Genomic DNA, 15,811 nt, shown 5'->3' with positions numbered 1-15,811 from the left:
CTTCCTTAATGGTTCAAGATTACGCGCTGGGATTATTGTGAAATTGACTGTAAATGCAACGCGCCACGACTCATATCTCGCAGGCGGCGTGCAGCCTCATCAAGCACGGTGACGGGAAGCGCCACCAGCAGCGAAACCTGACTGGTGTATTCGCTTGCTATCACCTGCCCTTGCAGGGCCTGTACCGTACTTTCCACCTGAGATAACAACGCATAGTCACACTGCAACCGAAACGGTTGCAGCATCACTTTTTGCTGCACCGGTAATTGTTTTAACGCTTGCTGAACGCCGCCGCCATAGGCTTTCACCAGCCCGCCGGTGCCAAGCTGAATACCACCATAGTAGCGCACAACAACCGCCACCACTTCGCCCATACCGCTGCCCATCAGTTGTGCCAGCATCGGTTTACCCGCCGTGCCGGAAGGCTCTCCGTCATCAGAAAAACCCAGTTGCTGCGAATCATCCGGCGCACCGGCGACATACGCCCAACAGTGATGTGCGGCATCAGGGTGCGCATGCCGCACCTGCTGGATAACCTCACGCGCGGCAGCCACCCCACACGCCGGTGACAACAGCGTGAGGAAGCGGCTTTTTTTGATCTCTTCCTGCACGCTGACCGACGTTGCAGGGATAGGGTATGACTGCATCAGGCTAAATCGAGATCGCGGGTCAGGTTTTCGATGCGTTTATCGTGCATGACCACGTTATCCTCAATGCGAATACCGCCAAACGGGCGCAGCGTGTCAAGCTTCTGCCAGTTGAAGTGCTGATGCATCGCGCCCTGACGCCAGGGCTCCAGCAGGGAATCAATGAAATAAATACCGGGTTCGATAGTCATCACCATACGAGGCTCCAGTATCCGCGTGCAGCGTAAATAAGGATGCGCGGATGGCGCAGGTAGCGTGGCACCGCTGTCGTCCTGCATAAAACCGCCGACATCATGCACCTGCAAACCGAGCGGATGGCCAAGGCCATGCGGCAGAAACGGCGTGGTGACGCCTTGCTCCACCATAGCCTCTTCACTCAGGCCGTTGACCAACTGATGACGTTTTAACAGCACCGCCACCCGGTGATGCATTTGCAGATGATAGTCGCTATAACGCACGCCGTTTTGCAACGTGCCTATCAACGCCAGTTGCTCAACGTTCAGGTCTTTCACCAGCGCCGCATAGTCATTATCTGGGTTCGCGGCATAGCTGCGGGTAATGTCTGCCGCATAACCGTTGTACTGCGCACCGGCATCGAGCAAAAAACTGCGGATATCGGCAGGCGCGCGCTGTTCGAGTTGAGTGTAATGCAGCACGGCAGCGTGCTCATTGAGTGCGACGATATTGTCATAAGGCACATCAGTATCACGATGGCCGGTCGCGGTCAGGTAGGCGAGGTTAATATCAAATTCACTCATGCCCGACCTAAAGGCCTCCAGTGCGGCACGGTGGCCAGTCACCGCGGTTTTCTGCGCCTCACGCAGGCAGGCCAGCTCATAATCGGTTTTATAGGCACGATGATAATGCAGGTAATCCAACACGCCTTGCGGGTTAACGTGTTGAGCGTCAATCCCTAGGCTCAATGCCCGTTGCGGCAGTGCGCCAATATAGGCGACCCGCTCGCGCCGGGCCGGAAGCTGCGTGCCAATATCATCAGCCTTGCGCAGCACCGAAATATCCCAGGCGGATGTCCAGAAACTCTCCGGCACCGGCGCGACGTTATGCCAGTAATCAACCGGGGAATAGAACCACAGTTTCGGCACGGACACACCATCGACCCACAACCAGCAATTGGGCACCTGTGTGACCGGTAGCCAGGCCTTAAATTGCGGGTTGACGGTAAACGGGTAGGCGTGGTCGTCGAGAAACGCCATCATCAACTCACCGGAGTGGATCAATAAGGCATCCAGATTATGCCGCGCCAGTACCGCCTGAGTGCGCTGTTGCAAGGTGGCGACATGTTGATGATACAAAGACGTTAGCGTTTCCATCACTATCCCTATCGTTAACAGTGTGTCTGCTCAGTGTACCACAGCCCCCGGTAGCGGCAGCGTTGCCTGCCTTGTGATCCCGACGGCAAATTACCCATCCGTTATTTGCATTTCATTAACATTCACACCACAATTTTCATCATCTGGTCGTACCAGATCAGGGATACTTTAGGGAGATAACTATGATCTACCAAGGCGACACCCTCTATCTGAGGTGGTGTGAGGAGGGTATAGCCGAGCTGGTGTTTGCCGCGTCAGGCAACATCAATACGCTCGACACGCGCACTGTCGCAAGCCTGGGCGAAGCCCTGCGCCACCTCACCCATCAGCCTGACTTGCGCGCTTTACTACTGCGTTCAGATAAACCGGCCTTCATTGCCGGGGCGGATATTACGGAATTTCTGTCGTTGTTTGCCGCCCCGGCGCAAACGCTGCAACGCTGGCTGACGCAGGCAAATGCCATTTTCAGCCAACTGGAAGATTTACCCGTGCCCACCTTGTCCGCCATTAACGGTTATGCGCTGGGCGGCGGCTGCGAGTGCGTGCTGGCAACGGATTTTCGCGTAGCCTCCCGCGAAGCGCGCATCGGTTTACCGGAAGTCAAACTTGGCATCATGCCGGGGTTTGGCGGTACCGTCAGGTTGCCTCGTCTTATCGGTGTCGATAACGCACTGGAGATCATCGCCGCCGGAAAAGACCTGTGCGCCGCCGATGCGTTAAACGTCGGGCTGATTGATGCACTCACCGAGCGCGATGCCTTGATTCCGGCAGCACTGCATACGCTGAGTCAGGCTATCAGCGGCAAACTTGACTGGCGCGCCCGCCGCCGCCAGAAAACCGCCGCGCTGCGCTTAGGCCGCAGTGAAGCGATGATGAGCTTTCTCACCGCCAAGGCGAGGGTGCAGCAGCTTGCTGGCCCGCACTATCCCGCACCGATGAAAGCGGTCAACACCATTGAAGCGACCGCCGGGCTGGCGCGTGATGCCGCCTTGTTACAGGAAACGGAGCATTTCGTCGCACTGACACAAACGCCAGCCGCTTCGGCGCTGGTAGGCGTATTTCTGAACGAACAGGCGGTAAAAAGCGCCGCCAAAAAATGGGTCGCAGGAGCCCGTGCTCCCGAGCGCCTGGCCGTATTGGGCGCAGGCATCATGGGCGGTGGCATCGCCTGTCAGGCCGCGCGCAAGGGTGTCCCCGTCTGGATGAAAGATATCCGTGACGCCGCATTAACGCTCGGCATGACAGAAGCGACGCAACGGCTGCATGCCGACGTCGAGCGCGGGAAAATGGATGTCATGACGCTGGCGCAGACGCTGGCCCGTATCCATCCCACGCTGCATTATGACGCAGTTGAACAAGCCGAACTGGTCATTGAAGCCGTGGTGGAAAACCCGCAGGTGAAAGCCAGCGTGCTGGCAGAGGCAGAAGCGCACCTCAGCGAGCATGCATTGCTGGTTTCCAATACCTCCACGATTTCCATTACCCAGCTTGCCAGCGCGCTGAAACGACCCGAGAATTTTTGCGGCCTGCACTTTTTCAACCCGGTACACCGCATGCCGCTGGTTGAAGTGATTCGCGGGGCCCAAACCAGCGACCAAACCCTTGCGGCAGTCGTCGCCTTTGCCGCCAAACTGGGGAAAACCGCGATTGTCGTGAATGACTGTCCTGGCTTTTTCGTTAACCGCGTGCTGTTCCCCTATTTTGCGGCGTTTTCGCTGTTGATGCGTGATGGCGCGGATTTCAGGGACATTGACGCCGTAATGGAATCCCGTTTTGGCTGGCCGATGGGCCCGGCGTATCTTCTGGATGTGGTAGGACTGGATACCGCGCATCATGCACAGGCGGTCATGTCCGCCGGTTTTCCACAGCGCATGGCGAAAAGCGAACGGGATGTGATTGATGTGCTGGTCGCGCACCAGCGCTTTGGTCAAAAAAGCGGAGCCGGTTTTTATCGCTATCACACCGATGGTAAAGGCAAGCAACACCGCGAACACGATGCACAGACGGATGTCTTGCTCGATGCGGTATGCCAGCCCAAACGCACATTCAGCGCCGATGAAATCATTGAGCGGCTGATGGTGCCGATGCTCAACGAAGTCGCACGCTGCCTGGAAGAGGGCATTGTAGCGAGCCCGGCACAGGCGGATATGGCGTTACTTTATGGACTCGGTTTTCCGGCTTTTCGCGGCGGAGCCTGCCGTTACTTCGACACCCTCGGTGCCGAGCATTATGCGCACATCGCACAGTCGCTCTCCGGTCTGGGGGCACTCTACAGCCTGCCTGAAAGCCTGCAACAGATGGCACAACAGCAGCAGTGTTTCTATCCGGCGGCCGCACCGCACGCCGATTTATCGCTTCATCACCCGGCATAAGGACGCAGAAATATGGAAAACGCCGTGATTGTTGATGCCCTGCGTACCCCGATGGGGCGCTCCAAAGGCGGGGCATTTCGTCAGGTACGCGCCGAAACGCTCGCCGCGCATGTGATGCGCAGCCTGCTGGAACGTAACCCGGCGCTGAATGCCGCTGATATTGATGATATTTACTGGGGCTGTGTGCAACAGACACTGGAGCAAGGCTTTAACGTCGCACGCAATGCCGCCCTGCTGGCCGACATACCCCACCATGTTCCTGCCGTCACGATTAACCGCCTGTGTGGTTCCTCTATGCAGGCGCTGCACGATGCCGCTCGCGCCATCAGGGTGGGTGATGCCCAGGTTTGCCTGGCCGGCGGCGTCGAACATATGGGCCATGTGCCAATGACACACGGGGCCGACTTTCACCCCGGGCTCAGCCACACCGTTGCCAAAGCGGCCGCCATGATGGGGCTTACCGCCGAAATGCTGGCGCGTCTGCACCGTATCAGCCGCGAACAGCAGGATGCGTTTGCCGCCCGCTCCCACCAGCGCGCCTTTGCCGCTACGCAGTCAGGGGCCTTTTCCCACGAAATTGTGCCTACCGGCGGGCATCGCGGCGATGGCGCTCTGCATCTGTTTGACTACGATGAGGTCATCCGCCCGGAGACGAACCTTGACGCGCTAGCCTCGCTGCGCCCGGCGTTCGACCCGGTTAACGGCACGGTCACGGCGGGCAGCTCGTCTGCACTATCAGATGGTGCCGCGGCCGTATTGGTAATGAGTGAGTCTCATGCCCGGGCGCTGGGCGTCACGCCCCGGGTACGTATTCGCGCCACCGCCGTGGTGGGATGTGACCCGTCGCTGATGGGGTATGGCCCGGTGCCCGCGACACGTAAAGCCCTGCAAAGAGCGGGGCTGAGCATCGGCGATATCGGCGTGTTTGAGTTAAATGAAGCGTTCGCCGCACAGGTACTGCCCTGCATCAACGACCTTGGCCTGATGGACTGCCTCGACGACAAGGTCAACCTGAACGGGGGGGCGATAGCGCTGGGCCATCCGCTCGGGTGTTCCGGGGCGCGCATTTTGACCACGCTGATAAACCTGATGGAACAGCGCGACGTGGAATTTGGCCTGGCAACGATGTGTATCGGACTGGGGCAAGGCATCGCCACCGTGCTCGAGCGGGCATGATAAAGCGCTTGCGGTGAGAAAGCGTTCAGGCGGCAGAAGAAGGCCGCCTGAATTTACCGCCACGCGCCAGACGACAACTTATTCTGGCTGTACCGTGGGGCAGTAGAGCGCGTAAATGGTACTGAGCAAGGTGAGTATTTTCGGGTCATCAATACGATAGAAGATCTGTTTACCTTCACGCCGGGTGGTGACCAGATGCAGGCGGCGCATCACCCCTAACTGCTGTGACAGCGTGGGCTGATGGATATCCAGCGCCTGCTCCAGTTGCCCGACGGAGGCTTCGCCCTGGCTGAGAAAGCACATCAGCATCAGCCGATCGCCATTCGCCATCGCCCGCAGGACATCCGCCGCGCCATGAGCCGCATCACGAATTCGCCGCTCGCTGATACCCGCTATTGCTACCGCCATGTCGTTACCTTTTTGCATGCCTGAAAGTGAATTGATCGCAAAATAGAGTGACCGAGACAATCTACTTTTTTATATAAAATAATCATTCACAACACGTCAAGACTGCATCGAAGACGCCGACAGGATCAGATAAACGAAAACGCATCGCTGTACATATGCGCAAGCTGCGCACCACGCTCATTACAAAAACGCTCACGGGCAATTTTCGCCATTTCAAAGCGCCCGGCGATATAAATATCGTGTGCCGCCAGTGAACCGAAGTCCTGCAATACGGCACTCAAAACCGTACCGGAGCGGCCATGCCAGGTTTCATCCGGCTGCTCAACCACCGGAATGACACTCAAATTCGCGTGCTGCTGCGAAAGCGACTCCAGTTCACCCAGGTCATACAAATGGCTTAATTCGCGCCCGCCCCAATAAACAGACACCGCTCGCTCAGGCTGATGTGCCAGCACCGTCAGCAGAATAGAGCGCACATAAGAAAACCCGGTGCCTCCGGCAATCAAGATTAACGGGCGATCGCTGTCTTCACGCAGCCAGGCCTCACCGTGGGGGATGTCCACCAGCAGTGATTTCTCTTGCAAAATGCGCTCCATGACCGCCATCGCATACAGGTTCATCTCGGATGCGCCGATATGTAGCTCAATAAAGCCTTGCTCATTGGGTGTTGATGCCATCGAAAACGGGCGTTTATCCCGTTCATCCATCACCACCATCAGGTACTGCCCGGCACGGAAAGAAAAAGGGGAGGCGGGCAACAGGCGCACCCGATAAACCGTGTCGGTGATAGCTTCCACCGACGTCACTGTACAGCTCAACGTTGTCATGCAATCCCTCTGTCGGGTCGAAGCAAAACGGAGAACAGCATAAGCGCCCTCAACGCGACTTATTGCTGTCATTCAAAATAGCCAACTCATGCCACATGGCGTCTACCCGCGCCACCACCGCCGGATCCTTGGTGATGGGATGGCCCCATTCACGCTGCGTTTCGCCCGGCCACTTGTTGGTGGCATCCAGCCCCATTTTGGAGCCGAGCCCTGAAACCGGCGAGGCAAAATCCAGATAGTCTATCGGCGTGTTTTCCACCAGTACCGTATCTCGCGCCGGATCCATACGGGTGGTAATGGCCCAGATAACATCTTTCCAGTCACGGGCATTGATATCATCATCGCAAACGATAACAAATTTGGTGTACATAAACTGGCGCAGGAAAGACCAGACACCCATCATTACCCGCTTGGCATGTCCGGCGTACTGTTTCTTCATAGTAACCACCGCCAGACGGTAAGAACAGCCCTCCGGTGGCAGATAAAAATCGACAATTTCTGGAAACTGTTTCTGTAACAGCGGCACAAACACTTCATTTAACGCCACGCCAAGCACCGCTGGCTCATCAGGCGGTCGTCCGGTATAGGTCGAATGATAAATCGCATCACGCCGCTGCGTGACATGGGTGACGGTAAAAACCGGGAACTGATCGACTTCATTATAGTAACCGGTGTGGTCGCCATAAGGCCCTTCGGGCGCGGTTTCACCCGGTTCGATGTAGCCTTCCAGCACAATTTCCGCGCTGGCGGGCACCTCAAGATCGCTCGACAGGCATTTCACCACTTCGGTTTTGTGGCCACGCAGCAACCCGGCAAAGGCATATTCAGACAAGGTATCCGGCACCGGTGTGACCGCGCCAAGAATAGTCGCCGGGTCTGCGCCAAGCGCCACAGCCACCGGAAAACGCTCACCCGGCCGCTGCTGGCACCACTCCTGAAAATCGAGTGCGCCACCGCGATGGGACAACCAGCGCATGATAAGCTTATTACGCCCAATCAACTGCTGACGGTAAATACCCAGATTCTGCCGCTCTTTAAACGGCCCACGCGTCACCGTCAACCCCCATGTTACCAGCGGTGCGGCATCTCCGGGCCAGCAGTGCATAATCGGAATACGCCCTAAATCAACCGCCTCGCCTTCCCAAACCTGCTCCTGGCAGGGTGCACCCGACACGCGTTTGGTAGGCATGTTCAGTACCTGACGAAACTTCGGCAGTTTATCCACCAGGTCACGAAACCCGCGCGGCGGTTCCGGCTCCTTTAAGAATGCCAGCAAGCGGCCAACGTCACGCAGCGCGCTCACTTCCTCTTGCCCCATCCCCAGCGCCACCCTTTTCGGTGTACCAAACAGGTTGCATAACACCGGCATGTCATAGCCTTTGGGGTTTTCAAACAATAAGGCCGGGCCTTCAGCACGCAGGGTGCGATCGGCGATTTCCGTCATTTCGAGGTAAGGATCAATCGGCTGACGAATGCGTTTAAGCTCGCCTCTCGCTTCAAGCTGAACGAGAAATTCACGTAAGTCACGGTATTTCATGCTGATCATCTGAAAAGTCAGTGGAGTGGCTATTATAGAGGCTCTTCACAATGCTGTCGCTTACCGGCAACACGGTTTGTTCTTGAACACTCAGAACATTCACCGGGGGAAAAATCCATTCTGGAAATTTTTATCCCGCATGGCTTTTGCTATGCTGCGCGCTGTGACAACCACAGAATGTGCCAACCACAAAATAAGTGAAACTATGCAAGCCTGGTATCTACTGTATTGCAAACGCGGCCAACTGCTACGGGCCAAAGAACATCTGGAGCGCCAGGAGGTCGTTTGCCTCAGTCCGATGATAGCACTCGAGAAAATCGTGCGGGGGAAACGCACCGAGGTCAACGAACCACTGTTTCCCAATTACCTGTTTGTGGAATTTGACCCGGAGCGGATCCACACCACCACCGTGGGTTCTACCCGAGGCGTCAGTCATTTTGTGCGCTTCGGCAACCTGCCAGCCACCGTTCCCCAGCAGGTGATTGATGATTTACACCAGCATCAGGACACGCGATATATTGACCCGCAAACACCGCAACCGGGGAATAGCGTGGTGATTACCGAAGGCATGTTTAGCGGCCTGCAAGCCATTTACACCGAACCAGACGGCGAAGCGCGTTCAATGTTGTTACTCAATCTGCTCAACAGACAGGTGCGACAGAGTATCGACAACCGTCAGTTTAAAAAAGCCTGACAGTCATGACGGCCCCATCAAGGGATGGATGCAGGAGCCGTCATCGTGACACAGTGAGGTGCGTTAGCGGCGTTGCGCTTCGTCATGCAGCCACTGTGCGACGCGTTTGGCAAAATAGGTTAATACGCCATCGGCACCGGCCCGCTTAAAACACAACAGCGACTCCATCACCAACGGTTGCTCCTGTAACCAGCCATTCTGAATCGCCGCCATCTGCATGGCATACTCGCCGGATACCTGATAGGCAAATGTCGGCACACCGAACGTGTCTTTCACCCGGCGCACCACATCCAGATAGGGCATGCCCGGTTTAACCATGACCATATCTGCCCCTTCCTGCAAATCTTGTGCTATCTCTTGCAGCGCCTCGTTACTGTTGGCCGGATCCATCTGATAAGTTTTCTTGTTGCCGCCTTTCAGATTGCCCGAGGAGCCCAGCGCATCGCGAAACGGGCCGTAATAGCAGGACGCGTATTTCGCGGAATAGGCCATGATTTGGGTATTGATCAGACCCTGAGTTTCCAGTTGATCGCGAATCGCGCCAATACGCCCATCCATCATGTCGCTGGGAGCGACAATCTCCGCACCGGCCTCCGCATGGGACAACGCCTGACGCACCAGAATCTCTTTGGTAATGTCATTGATAACGTAACCGTCATCATCAATCACACCATCCTGACCATGCGTGGTATAGGGGTCTAATGCCACATCCGTCAGCAACCCAAGTTCTGGCACGGCATCTTTCAGCGCCCGCACGGTGCGCTGCACCAGCCCTTCGGGGTTATACGCCTCTTCCGCCAGCAGTGATTTTTTATCCGCCTCAATCACCGGGAACAGCGACAATACCGGGATGCCCAATTTGGCGATAATCTCCGCTTCGCGGACCAGTTCATCAATCGTCAGGCGATACACGCCCGGCATGGAGGGCACTTCCTGCCGCCCTTGCTTGCCTTCCATCACAAATACCGGGTAAATAAGGTCATTCACCGTCACCTGATGCTCCGCGACCAGGCGGCGGCTAAAATCATGACGACGCAGGCGACGCATACGCCGCCCAGGGAACGTACCGGGAAAAGCAGTGCTCATCATTATTCTCCTTGCAGGCCCAGCCGGAAAACCCGACGGGCATTGTCATCCACCTTGCTGCCGAGCCTTTCGGCGTCCTGCCCGCGCCAGGCCGCAACCTGACGGACAATGTGTGGCAGAAAGCAGGGCTCATTACGCCGGGATGCAGGCTTTGGATGTAAATCCCGGGGTAACAAATAGGGGGCATCAGTTTCCAGCAACAGACGGTCATCTGGAATACGGGGCAACAGCGCGCGCAATTCCAGCCCGCGCCGTTCATCACACACCCAGCCGGTAATACCGATCATCAGCCCGGCACGCAGGCAAGCATCCAGTTCATCGCCCGTACCGGTAAAACAGTGCAATACCACCGCAGGAAGCTTGCCAAGCCAGGGGGTCAGTATCGACATAAAACGTTCATGAGCATCACGACAATGCAGAAAAACCGGCATCGCCCGCTCAGCGGCGATCGCCAGTTGAGCGCTAAACGCCTGTTCTTGCTGCGCAGGGGTAGAAAAGTGACGGTTAAAATCGAGCCCACATTCACCGAGTGCCAGCACCTGGTGATGTGCGGTCAATTGATATATCGCCTCTGCGGTCATTTCATGCCATCCACTCGCGTCATGCGGATGCACGCCCGCCGTTGACCAGCAATACCCCGGATACCGGCATGCCAGCGAATAGGCCTGCTGGCTCTCCTCAACGTTGGTTCCGGTTAGCAACAAGCCGGTGACACCCGCCTCACGCGCTCGCGCCACCACCTGTTCACGATCGGCCTGAAACTGCGAACTGGTTAAATTCACACCAATATCAAACATCGCTGGCAACCCCGCACATCATCACCGCCACGGTTCACTCGCTGATAGGCGGCCAAAAAGACAACACCTCCCGAAAGAGGTGTTACGCTAAACCGGTGTGACATCATCCACCACACGCATGTGACTGCACTATCAGGAAGAGGGGGCTGACTCGTCCACGCTCTCTTCTTCATCAGGATGACGCCGCTTGCCGACATAAAAACGCGCGAAAAACACGCCGATTTCAAACAGCAAATACATGGGGATAGCCAACAGCGTCTGGGAAAAGACGTCTGGCGGTGTCAGTAACATGCCTACGACGAATGCCCCGACCAGCACGTAAGGCCGTTTCTGCTTTAGCCCTTCCGGTGTGACAACACCACTCCAGCACAGCAGCACAATCGCCACCGGCACCTCAAACGACACCCCAAACGCCATAAATAGCGCCATCACAAAATCAAGATAGTTATTGATATCGGTGGCTATCAGTACCCCTTTGGGCGCAGTTTGTGCAAAAAAGGCAAACGCCAGCGGAAACACGATAAAATAGGCAAAGGCCATGCCCATATAAAACAACAAACTGCTGGAAACCAGCAACGGCATCATTAGCCGCCGCTCATGTTTATACAGTGCCGGGGCCACGAACGCCCACACCTGATACAGCACCAACGGTGCAGACAGGAACACCGAAACAATCAGCGTCAGTTTGATTGGTGTGAAAAACGGCGACGCCACATCGGTTGCTATCATGCTGGCTCCAGCCGGCATCTGCTTTATCAATGGAGCTGAGACAATCTGATAGATATCGTTGGCAAAATAGATTAACGCCAGAAATACCACCAGCACGCTGATAATGCTGTTTAACAGTCGTTTGCGTAGCTCTATCAAATGACTGATCAGCGGTTGGGTTTGATCAACAGCCATACGTTAACGATCACCAGAAGGTTGGGAAGAAACAGCCGCGACCGACTGCGCAGTATTTGCTTTAACTTCAGCGGTTTTATGCTCAGCGGAATGCTGCACAACGACGTTATGCTCATCCGATTGGCTGGCAGATGCGCCCGCAGCATGGCTTGCCACAGACTTTGATAACGTCACACGCTTCGCATCTGATACCTCACCGGGCGCAGAAGTAGCAACGGGTAACGTCGCTGCCTGCCGGTCATCACCCAGGGGCGGCTCTGATAACGGGATATGCTCCGGTAATTCGGTGCCATCCGGTTTGATACCGAGAGGACGCTTTATCGCTTGTGCCGCTTCTTTAAGCTCATCCATAGAGGCTTTGAGTTCCGGCGACAGATTCTGCAATTGGCTCGCCTGCTCGACTTTCTTCAGGCTTTCCTGCAACTCCTGTAATTTCATTTCCTGTGCCAGCTCGTTTTGCACCGTTGATGCCAGCGAGCGCAGGGTACGAATCCAGCCTGCCACCGTTCTTACCGCAACCGGCAGACGTTCAGGCCCCAATACCACCAGTGCAATCACAAACACCAGCAACAGTTCACCAAAGCCGATATCAAACACCGGTTACACCCGCTCTTTAGGCTGATTTTTCTCTTCCTGGCTGCTCTGCGGCTTGTGCTCCGTAACGGACTTGGTCGCAAAGTCAGCATCCTGTTGCTGTTTGTCATCCTGTGCAGCAGGCTGGTCATCACTCATCGCTTTCTTGAAGCCTTTGATAGAGGCACCGAGATCGGCACCAAGCGATTTGAGCTTGCCCGTACCAAACAATAAAACCACGATGACCGCTATCAATAACAAACTTGGAAGACTAATACCGCCCATACTCTGCCTGCCTCTTTGTTCAAAAGGAATTCATGCTACACACTCATCACCCTAACCTCGGTGACAAAGCCATATTCAACGTGTACACCGCCAACCTATTATCCAGGCCACCAAACCGGCCGCAATCAGCCCGGCAGGAACAACATGAGCCTCCGCCTGGCTTATCAGTAACGCAGTGCCACTGAGCAACAATGCCGCCCCAACACCCAGCATATAACGAGACTGCCCCTGACGGATGCGCTGGGTACGCAGCTCATTAGACAACCGATCCATATTCTGTTTTAGCATCTTATGCTGGCGTAAGCTGTCGTAGAACAGCTCTGGGATCTCAGGCAGTTTCTCTGCCCAAAACGGCGCTTTTTCTTTAAACGCCCGCAACATTGCAGGAAGACCAACCTGGTCTTTCACCCAGGTTTCCAAAAAAGGTTTCGCCGTCTTCCACAAGTCAAGTTGCGGGTAAAGCTGGCGGCCAACGCCTTCAATATACAGCAGCGTCTTTTGCAGCAGCACCAGTTGTGGCTGCACTTCCATATTAAAGCGACGAGCCGTATTAAAGAGGTTCAATAATACATGACCAAAAGAAATTTCTGCTAACGGCTTTTCAAATATCGGCTCGCATACGGTACGAATAGCGAACTCAAACTCTTCAACGTTAGTGTCTTGTGGTACCCAGCCAGAATCGACATGCAGTTCCGCCACACGGCGGTAATCCCGGTTGAAGAAAGCGATAAAATTCTCAGCCAGATAGCGTTTATCCTCTTTGTTCAGAGAACCAACGATGCCGCAGTCAATACCAATGTATTGGGGATCTTCCGGGTGTTCATAGCTGACAAAAATGTTGCCTGGATGCATATCTGCATGGAAAAAGCTGTCGCGGAACACCTGAGTAAAAAACACCTGCACCCCACGCTCTGCCAGCAATGGCATATTCACGCCATGCCGTTTAAGCGCGTCGATATCCGATACCGGAATACCGTAAATGCGCTCCATCACCAGCACACGCTCGTTACAATAATCGGAATAAATTTCCGGTACATATAGCATCGGGCTGTTTTCAAAGTTACGTCGCAGTTGAATGGCGTTGGCGGCCTCACGCAGCAGGTTAAGCTCATCAAGCAGGGTTTTTTCGTAGTCACGCACCACTTCACGCGGGCGCAAACGTCGGCCATCAGGCAACAAGATGGGCAGCCAGCCAGCCAGTCGGTTCATCAGGCGCATGTCGGCTTTGATAACCGGTAAGATATCTGGCCGAATCACCTTGATGACAATCTCTTTGCCTGTAGTTTTCAGACGCGCCGTATGCACCTGGGCAATCGATGCCGATGCCAGCGGCTTGACCTCAAAGTCGTCAAACCAGGTTTCCAGCTTCCCCCCCATCGATGCTTCAATTTGCTGGCGAGCAAGTTCGCCATCAAATGGTTCAACCTGATCTTGCAGCATGGCCAGTTGATCGGCGATAGCAACAGGAAACAGGTCACGGCGGGTAGACATCATCTGGCCAAACTTAATCCACACCGGGCCAAGCTCCTGCAACGCCAGACGCAAACGCTCTCCCAGTGGTTTCTCTTTGTGTCGGTTTGGCAGCCAAAACAGCAAGTGACGCCACAAACGCAGCGGTAGCGTTAGCGGAATGCGTGGGATAAGCTCATCAAGCCCGTAGCTCAGCAGTACCCCGATAATCCGGTAAAGACGCAATAATTCTCCCGGCGTCATTGTACTCCCTCCAGCCTGGCCAAACGCGCAGCCAGCGCATCAAGCGATTGCTCCAGTGCGTCAACCTCTCCTGCAAACCAGACCCCTTCCAGCTTGCCCGGTGACAAACGCCACTCTTCAGTGAGTGTTTCTGATAATGCCTGCTGTTGACGGCCGAGTCCTTGCGTTAAGCCCTTTACCAGCTTACCCGCTGCCTGGCTTAACCCTTCAGCCGCGATATCACCCAGCCAGGGTGACAGCCATTGCGCAAGGTCAAACTCCGCCATATCCAGCAGCGTGATAAATTGTTGTGCCACCTGAATATCCCCTTCCAGCACTAAATCACCACTGCGCATCAGCGCGGACAGTTGCTGACGATCGCGTAATGTCATCAATGCGGACAATCGGGTTTGCAGCAGGCAATCTGGTGGCGTTAGCCACTGGCTTACTACGTCAAGGCGATACTCAGAGAAAACTAACACCAGCGGTGTTTCCAGCTCCGCCACCTCGATTCTCAAGGTTTTACCATGCAAACGCTGACGCGCCGCCTTCATGCTGCGGTCACGAAACAAGAGCGAATTCAGTGCTGTTTCCAGCGCTGCCGTCAACACAGGCATTATCAACATAGGCATATCCCGCTCAGAATTTAAATCCGCGATGCAGTGCCACAATACCACCGGTGAGGTTGAAATATTCCACGTTGTCAAAACCGGCCTCGGCCATCATCCCTTTCAGCGTGTCCTGGTCAGGATGCATACGAATAGATTCTGCCAGATAACGATAGCTGCCAGCATCGCTGGCCACCAGTTCACCGATACGAGGTAATACATGGAAAGAGTAGGTATCGTAGACTTTACTGAGTGCTTTCACCGTCGGTTTGGAGAACTCAAGTACCAGCAAGCGCCCACCAGGCTTAAGCACCCGGCACATTGAACGCAGCGCTTTTTCTTTATCCGTCACGTTACGCAACCCAAAAGAGATGGTGATGCAGTCAAAGAAGTTATCAGGGAATGGCAACGCCTCTGCATTGGCCTGAACATAGCTGACATTGCCCACCACGCCATTATTACGCAGTTTTTCACGCCCAACTTTCAGCATCGAAGCATTAATGTCAGCCAGTACCACTTCGCCTTCATCACCCACCAGACGGGAGAATTTCGCTGTCAGGTCGCCAGTACCGCCCGCCAGATCCAAAACACGCTGCCCACGGCGCACACCACTGCATTCAATCGTGAAGCGTTTCCAGATGCGGTGAATACCAAACGACATCAAATCGTTCATCAGGTCATATTTGGCTGCCACAGAGTGAAATACATCTGCCACCATTGAGGCTTTTTCGTCTTTAGCCACCGTGCGAAAACCAAAGTGTGTCGTTTTGTCCGAATCGTCTGCCATGTTATCCGCCTGCTTTTTCAACTTCAGGAGCCTATTACCTATTAATGGGTAAGGAGTATAAACAGCTAGAGAGTGTAACAGACCCTGC

The 15,811-nt window shown here is 55.1% G+C and carries 16 protein-coding genes; 3 read left to right on the top strand and 13 right to left on the bottom strand.

Annotated features, from left to right (window positions below):
- Positions 1-32: 32 nt before the first annotated feature.
- Both DAQ1742_RS01250 and pepQ read right to left on the bottom strand, forming a co-directional pair.
- Positions 33-647, bottom strand: a complete 615-nt coding sequence (locus DAQ1742_RS01250) for an IMPACT family protein (protein WP_035339284.1) — start codon at positions 645-647, stop codon at positions 33-35.
- Positions 647-1,978, bottom strand: coding sequence for a Xaa-Pro dipeptidase (gene pepQ, locus DAQ1742_RS01245; RefSeq protein WP_035339282.1), 1,332 nt, complete (start codon positions 1,976-1,978; stop codon positions 647-649). The genes DAQ1742_RS01250 and pepQ overlap by 1 nt, the downstream gene beginning before the upstream one ends.
- Positions 1,979-2,160: 182 nt before the next feature.
- Here pepQ and fadB point away from each other — a divergent pair, with 182 nt between their 5' ends.
- Both fadB and fadA read left to right on the top strand, forming a co-directional pair.
- Positions 2,161-4,350, top strand: coding sequence for a fatty acid oxidation complex subunit alpha FadB (gene fadB / locus DAQ1742_RS01240; RefSeq protein ID WP_035339280.1), 2,190 nt, complete (start codon positions 2,161-2,163; stop codon positions 4,348-4,350).
- Positions 4,351-4,362: 12 nt separating this feature from the next.
- Positions 4,363-5,526: an acetyl-CoA C-acyltransferase FadA gene (gene fadA, locus DAQ1742_RS01235; protein ID WP_035339278.1), complete on the top strand. Its 1,164-nt coding sequence runs from the start codon at positions 4,363-4,365 to the stop codon at positions 5,524-5,526.
- 78 nt (positions 5,527-5,604) lie between these two features.
- On the opposite strand, the gene DAQ1742_RS01230 is transcribed toward fadA, so the two are convergent.
- From DAQ1742_RS01230 to ubiD, 3 genes are all read right to left on the bottom strand, one after another.
- Positions 5,605-5,934 carry an ArsR/SmtB family transcription factor gene (locus DAQ1742_RS01230; protein WP_051123983.1) on the bottom strand — a complete coding sequence of 110 codons (330 nt, stop codon included), beginning with the start codon at positions 5,932-5,934 and terminating at the stop codon, positions 5,605-5,607.
- A gap of 125 nt (positions 5,935-6,059) precedes the next feature.
- Complete coding sequence (fre, locus tag DAQ1742_RS01225; protein WP_035339276.1) at positions 6,060-6,761, bottom strand: NAD(P)H-flavin reductase; 702 nt, start codon at positions 6,759-6,761, stop codon at positions 6,060-6,062.
- 49 nt (positions 6,762-6,810) lie between these two features.
- On the bottom strand, positions 6,811-8,307 hold the full coding sequence (gene ubiD / locus DAQ1742_RS01220) for a 4-hydroxy-3-polyprenylbenzoate decarboxylase (RefSeq protein WP_071604050.1): 1,497 nt from the start codon (positions 8,305-8,307) through the stop codon (positions 6,811-6,813).
- Positions 8,308-8,503: 196 nt separating this feature from the next.
- Between ubiD and rfaH the strand changes: the two genes are divergently transcribed.
- Positions 8,504-8,992, top strand: a complete 489-nt coding sequence (gene rfaH, locus DAQ1742_RS01215; RefSeq protein WP_180706211.1) for a transcription/translation regulatory transformer protein RfaH — start codon at positions 8,504-8,506, stop codon at positions 8,990-8,992.
- A gap of 63 nt (positions 8,993-9,055) precedes the next feature.
- Here the strand turns inward: rfaH and hemB are convergent, their stop codons facing one another.
- The 8 genes from hemB to ubiE form a co-directional block, all read right to left on the bottom strand.
- Complete coding sequence (gene hemB, locus DAQ1742_RS01210; RefSeq protein WP_035339273.1) at positions 9,056-10,078, bottom strand: porphobilinogen synthase; 1,023 nt, start codon at positions 10,076-10,078, stop codon at positions 9,056-9,058.
- 2 nt (positions 10,079-10,080) lie between these two features.
- Positions 10,081-10,875: a 3'-5' ssDNA/RNA exonuclease TatD gene (tatD, locus tag DAQ1742_RS01205; protein ID WP_035339271.1), complete on the bottom strand. Its 795-nt coding sequence runs from the start codon at positions 10,873-10,875 to the stop codon at positions 10,081-10,083.
- Positions 10,876-11,007: 132 nt separating this feature from the next.
- Positions 11,008-11,778: a Sec-independent protein translocase subunit TatC gene (gene tatC, locus DAQ1742_RS01200; RefSeq protein WP_035339269.1), complete on the bottom strand. Its 771-nt coding sequence runs from the start codon at positions 11,776-11,778 to the stop codon at positions 11,008-11,010.
- A gap of 3 nt (positions 11,779-11,781) precedes the next feature.
- Entirely contained in the window at positions 11,782-12,375 is a 594-nt protein-coding gene (gene tatB, locus DAQ1742_RS01195) for a Sec-independent protein translocase protein TatB (RefSeq protein ID WP_035339268.1), read from the bottom strand.
- Between the two features lie 3 nt (positions 12,376-12,378).
- A complete protein-coding gene (gene tatA / locus DAQ1742_RS01190; protein ID WP_035339266.1) occupies positions 12,379-12,636 on the bottom strand; it encodes a Sec-independent protein translocase subunit TatA in 258 nt (85 codons plus the stop codon).
- A 75-nt stretch (positions 12,637-12,711) separates the two neighbouring features.
- Entirely contained in the window at positions 12,712-14,349 is a 1,638-nt protein-coding gene (gene ubiB / locus DAQ1742_RS01185) for a ubiquinone biosynthesis regulatory protein kinase UbiB (protein WP_035339264.1), read from the bottom strand.
- Entirely contained in the window at positions 14,346-14,954 is a 609-nt protein-coding gene (gene ubiJ, locus DAQ1742_RS01180; RefSeq protein ID WP_035339263.1) for a ubiquinone biosynthesis protein UbiJ, read from the bottom strand. Before ubiJ ends, ubiB begins: the two co-directional genes overlap by 4 nt.
- A 13-nt stretch (positions 14,955-14,967) precedes the next feature.
- Positions 14,968-15,723: a bifunctional demethylmenaquinone methyltransferase/2-methoxy-6-polyprenyl-1,4-benzoquinol methylase UbiE gene (gene ubiE / locus DAQ1742_RS01175; protein ID WP_035339261.1), complete on the bottom strand. Its 756-nt coding sequence runs from the start codon at positions 15,721-15,723 to the stop codon at positions 14,968-14,970.
- Positions 15,724-15,811: the final 88 nt, after the last annotated feature.

This window comes from Dickeya aquatica (assembly GCF_900095885.1).
Lineage (GTDB): Bacteria > Pseudomonadota > Gammaproteobacteria > Enterobacterales > Enterobacteriaceae > Dickeya > Dickeya aquatica.
The sequence above is the reverse complement of the archived record's forward strand: the minus strand, read 5'-3'. Positions and strand labels throughout refer to the sequence as shown.